General features: G+C 59.9%; 2 protein-coding genes. One reads left to right on the top strand and one right to left on the bottom strand.

Going from position 1 to position 4709, the window contains the following annotated elements:
- Positions 1-926 (bottom strand): hypothetical protein (locus tag ABX749_RS22680; protein ID WP_372897991.1); only part of this gene is annotated, 926 nt, incomplete at its 3' end.
- Between the two features lie 265 nt (positions 927-1191).
- Between ABX749_RS22680 and ABX749_RS22675 the strand changes: the two genes are divergently transcribed.
- Positions 1192-4709, top strand: a 3518-nt coding sequence (locus tag ABX749_RS22675) for a mechanosensitive ion channel domain-containing protein (RefSeq protein WP_372897990.1), incomplete at its 3' end; no start/stop codon positions are given.

Here is a 4709-nt window from a genome sequence, read left to right as displayed (position 1 = left end):
TCGTCAATCGCGGCTTGCACCGCCACCAAGTTCTGTTGCGTTTGGGCGGCTTGCTCGATCAACTGCTTTTGGATGTCAGCAAGTTCAACGTTTTCCTCGGCTAAACTCTTCAGACTTTTTGGCACGGCGTTGACCGTTTGTTCCAAATTCGCGGCGGTCGCCTGGACCTGGTCTTTTTGCATTTCCAAAACCGCCGCCTGTAGCATTTCGGTCTGGCGACGCAGTTGTGCGACGTTGGCTTCGGCCAGTTTTCGCTCCAGCGGCAACAGATCGACCGTCGCGGTGTAGGCCGCCTGCTCGTTTTGAAGCGACTCGATCCGGGTGGACAGTTCTTCGGCCCGGGTGGCCAACAACGTTTTCCGCGTCTGGGACTCGATCGCAGATTCATTGACCGGCGCCGGCTGGGATTGCTGTTTGGAGACCTCGGTGCGTTCGCGTTCGGCATCGGTCAACTGGCTGGGAATTTCCGTCAGCCGCGTCCGCCGGCGCACCGATTCGGCCGTCAGGTCCGTCACCTGTTTGCTGGCGGCGGCAAGTTCGGCTTTCAGCGTGGCCAAATTTTGCGTCGCATCGGCGAGGCTTAAATTGGGATCGATTTTGGGTTCACTGCTCGCCAAGGCATCCAGTTTTGCTTGTATCTCGGCTCGACGCGTCGCCACACCGCCAATCATCTGCGCGTACTGTTTGGCCAATTCCTGCTGGCTTTGCCCCTGCTGCAACGTTTTTTTGGCCTGTTGCAACATCGCCGCCAGCCGAGCTTTGGTTGCATCGTCCAGATCCGTCTTCAGTTCAAGTGCCGCCAAATCGGCATCAATCGAATCGGCGGTGGGACCGTTCGAAGCGACGACCGGCGAGACAGGAGTTGTTGGGGTCGCATCCTGGCCGTTACACGCCCATGACGAAACCAGGACCAACAGAAGGGTCATGCATTGCAAGCAAAGCGGACGACGGGTCGGTGGGGCAAGCGGCATTTCGGCGGACGTCATGGGGGATCTGGGAGTCAAAACAGCGTGCTTGATTCAGCGTTTCGCGACAGTCCACGCATCATAGCGACAGCGTCCAGGATTCGAAGTGCGTCATTGACGCGCGAAACGACTTGCCGCGATCTGCCTTCCTCACGTAGTGTCACCGCTGCGGTTTGGCAGACCGCCGCGCGTTCCTCATCACGATTCAGGCAGGAGGCCTGCTTTGTTGTCTCATTCGATCAAGTGCCGGGTTTTGTTTGCGTTGACGCTCAGCTGTGCAGTGGCCGTAGCGCTCGATGTGCCGGCGGCCGACGGCAGCACCCCGGTTGGTCCACCGCAGGCCGAATCGCGTCCGCAGTCCCCCACGTTGACGGTGGAGCAGATCAACCAGCGGCTGCAAACGGTTGACCAAGACGCGACGCTCCCCCCCGACGTCCGGAACTCCGTCTTGGAATCGTATCGAGCCGCGTTGGCGGACTTGAAAGCGGCCCAAGAATTGACCCGTCAGCGAGAAGAGTTTGCCGCCGAAGCGGAAGCCGCCGGCGCGAAAGCCGAACGCATTCGCGGAAAACTGGAGGAATTAAAAACCAAGCAACCGGCCATCGACCCCCAGCTGAAATTGGTCGAACTGGAACAGCAACTGGCACAGCTGGAGGTTCAGCTGGCGACGCAAAAACAAAACCGACTGACCGCCGAATCGGAATCCCAGACCCGATCGCAGCGGCGCAAAGAAATTCGATCTCGGTTGGTGCAGTTGCAACAGAAACTCGAAGAGACGCGACGCAACCGGCTCCCCGAGGCCACCACCGAGCCGACGGCGTTGACCACGCCGCTGACCACGGCCCGACAAGTCCGCGCCGAGACCAGCCAGCATGTCCTGGAAATGGAGATCCCGACGCTCGAAGCGGAACTGGCCAAGTATGACGCCGAAGAAGCGCTCGGCATCGTCCAGCTGCGATCGGATTTGGCAGCCAAGCAGGTGATGTTTACCGAAAAGAGTCTCGAGGCGTTGGGGGTTCGCATCAAGGCGGCACGCGAGCTCGCCGCGGCCGAATCGGTTCGCAAGGCAAAGCTCGAAGCGATCGAAGCGGCACCCTCGCTGCGGGCGTTTGCCCAGCAGAACCAGGCGTTGGCCGAAAGCGCCAAGCGGGTCGCCGATTCACTGGCGACGGCCGAACAAGACCTGAAAGCGTCCACCGAAGTCCACGAGCGATTGGCCAAGCAATTCAAAACCACCAAGAACAAAGTGGAGTTGGTGGGTTTGACCAGCTCGGTGGGCGCCTTGCTTCGCAAACAACGCTCCACCTTGCCCGACGTTCGACAGCGAAAGACCGCAGTGGCCAACCGCCAGACGTTGATCAATGACGCTCAATACGAACTGTTTGAATACGACGACGAACGTCAAGCGATCGCGGACACCGAATCCTGCATCGCCGAGATGATCAAGCACCCGACCAGCGGTCGAGATATCACGGTGCTCAAGTCGGCCGCCCAAGAACTGCTGGCCCGAAAACAGGAATACCTGGACGCATTGATCCGGACCAGCAACCAGTACTTCGACGCACTCGTGGAGCTGGATTTCGAAGACCGCCAGATCATCACATTGACCGCCGAGTACGAAAACTACATTGACGAACGCGTGCTATGGATCCGTAGTGCACGATTCCTCTCCGATGACTTCGCGATCGAAACGACCGACAAGCAGCTGCTGGACGCCAAAGCATGGTTGGGTCTGGGAACCCACCTGGCCACCGATGCGCGCAAGAGTTTCCCCTTGTACCTGTTGGCCGCAGCGGTGATGGGCGTGTTGACAGTACGCCGCAAACGCATGCGGGGGCGGATCAAGCATGCCGGCGAGATTGCGTACAAGGCGAATTGCCAATCGATGGTTCCGACGGCACTGACCTTGGGGCTGACGATCGTCATTTCCGCGGCCGGTCCCTTGCTGTGTGTGTTTCTCGGCTGGCGGCTGAATGCTTCCCACGGCGGCGACCTGTTCATCAAGGGAGTCTCGCGCGGGCTATTCGGTGTCGCCGCGATCTGGTTGGCGCTGGAATGTCTGCGCCAGGTCTGTCGGCCGTTGGGGTTGGCGGAAAACCATTTTCGCTGGAGCCGCAGTGTGACGACCACGGTCCGCCGGGAACTCCGCCAGCTGATGGGTTTCGCGTTGCCGATCATGTTTGTCACCGGGTTGTTGTCGGTGACCGATTCGTCGCACGGTCGCAATTCGGTCGAGCGACTGGCCTACATCGCTGGCATGATCGTGTTGGCGGTGTTCCTGTATCGCATCCTCAGTCCCGGCGGCGTGCTGCGTGATTACCTGACGACCCACAAATCTGAATGGGCCAGCCGGCTTCGGTACGTCTGGGGGATTTCGGCGGCGAGCGTTCCCGTGACGTTGGGGCTATTGGCGACGTTTGGTTATTACTACACGGCCGAGGTACTGTTCTGGCGTGTTTTTGCGACCGCCCTGTTCGTCTCCGTCTTGTTGGTGTTGCGTTCGATGTTTCTGAGAATGTTGATGCTGCGTCGGCGTTCGCTGAGCATCGCCCAATCACGTCAACGTGCCGCGGCGGCCTCGTCGGGGACAGACGACGAGGGGCGTCAATCGGTTGCCGGCATCGTGACCACGACGCCGGAAAGTGACATCTCGACCCACAGTCTGCAAACACAACGATTGGTCAACAGCGCGTTGATCGCTGCATCGGTCATCGGCCTGTGGTGCATTTGGGTGCAGGTCTTGCCTGCCCTTGGGATGCTGGACAAATACGAATTGTGGGGCGGATCGAAGACACCGACCGTCGCCGCAGCGGCAGTTCCGGCGGTCGGACTGGTCCCCGGGCAAGACGCGTTGGAAAGCTCCGCGAACACCGTGGACGCGACCGGCGAGTCCACCGACGTCGTCACGGCGTCGGACTTGGCATTGGCCATCCTGCTCGCCTTCGTCACGTTCGTGTTGGCCAAAAACGGTCCGGGCTTGCTGGAAATCTCGGTGCTGCAGCAGCTGCCGGTCGATCAATCGGTCCGTTATGCGATCACCACCCTAGTCAGCTATGCGATCGTGCTGGCGGGGACGATCGCGACCTGTTCGACGATCGGTCTGCAGTGGTCACAAATCCAATGGCTGGCGACGGCGTTGACCTTCGGATTGGCGTTCGGGTTGCAGGAGATGTTTGCGAATTTCGTGGCGGGTTTGATCATCTTGCTGGAACGTCCGATCCGCGTGGGCGACGTGGTGACGGTCGATGATGTCACCGGCGTGGTCTCCAAGATCCGCATCCGAGCCACCTCGATCACCAACTGGGACCGCAAGGAATACGTCGTTCCCAACAAGGAATTCATCACCGGTCGGTTGCTCAACTGGACGCTGTCGGACAAGGTCAATCGAATCGTGATCGAGGTCGGTCTGGCGTATGGATCCGACACCGAGCGGGCCCGCGAGATCCTGCTCAAAACGGCCAACGACCACCCGCTGATTCTCGACGATCCGCCTTCGATCGCGACCTTTGAAGGGTTCGGCGACAACGCATTGAACCTCTCGTTGCGGACCTACCTTCCGACCCTGGACAATCGGCTCGAAGTGATTCATCAGCTGCACACCCAGATCGATCAAGCGTTCCGCCGGGCGGGAATCGAAGTCGCCTTCCCGCAACGCGATCTGCACATTCGCACCATGCCGGCGGCGGCCGCGTTGGGGCTGGAGGGAGATCGTCAGCAGTCCAAGTCGATCAGCGAAGCGGCGTA

The sequence above is a fragment of the Stieleria sp. genome (assembly GCF_041595215.1).
GTDB lineage: Bacteria > Planctomycetota > Planctomycetia > Pirellulales > Pirellulaceae > Stieleria > Stieleria magnilauensis.
This window is presented reverse-complemented; position numbering and strand designations above follow the sequence as displayed.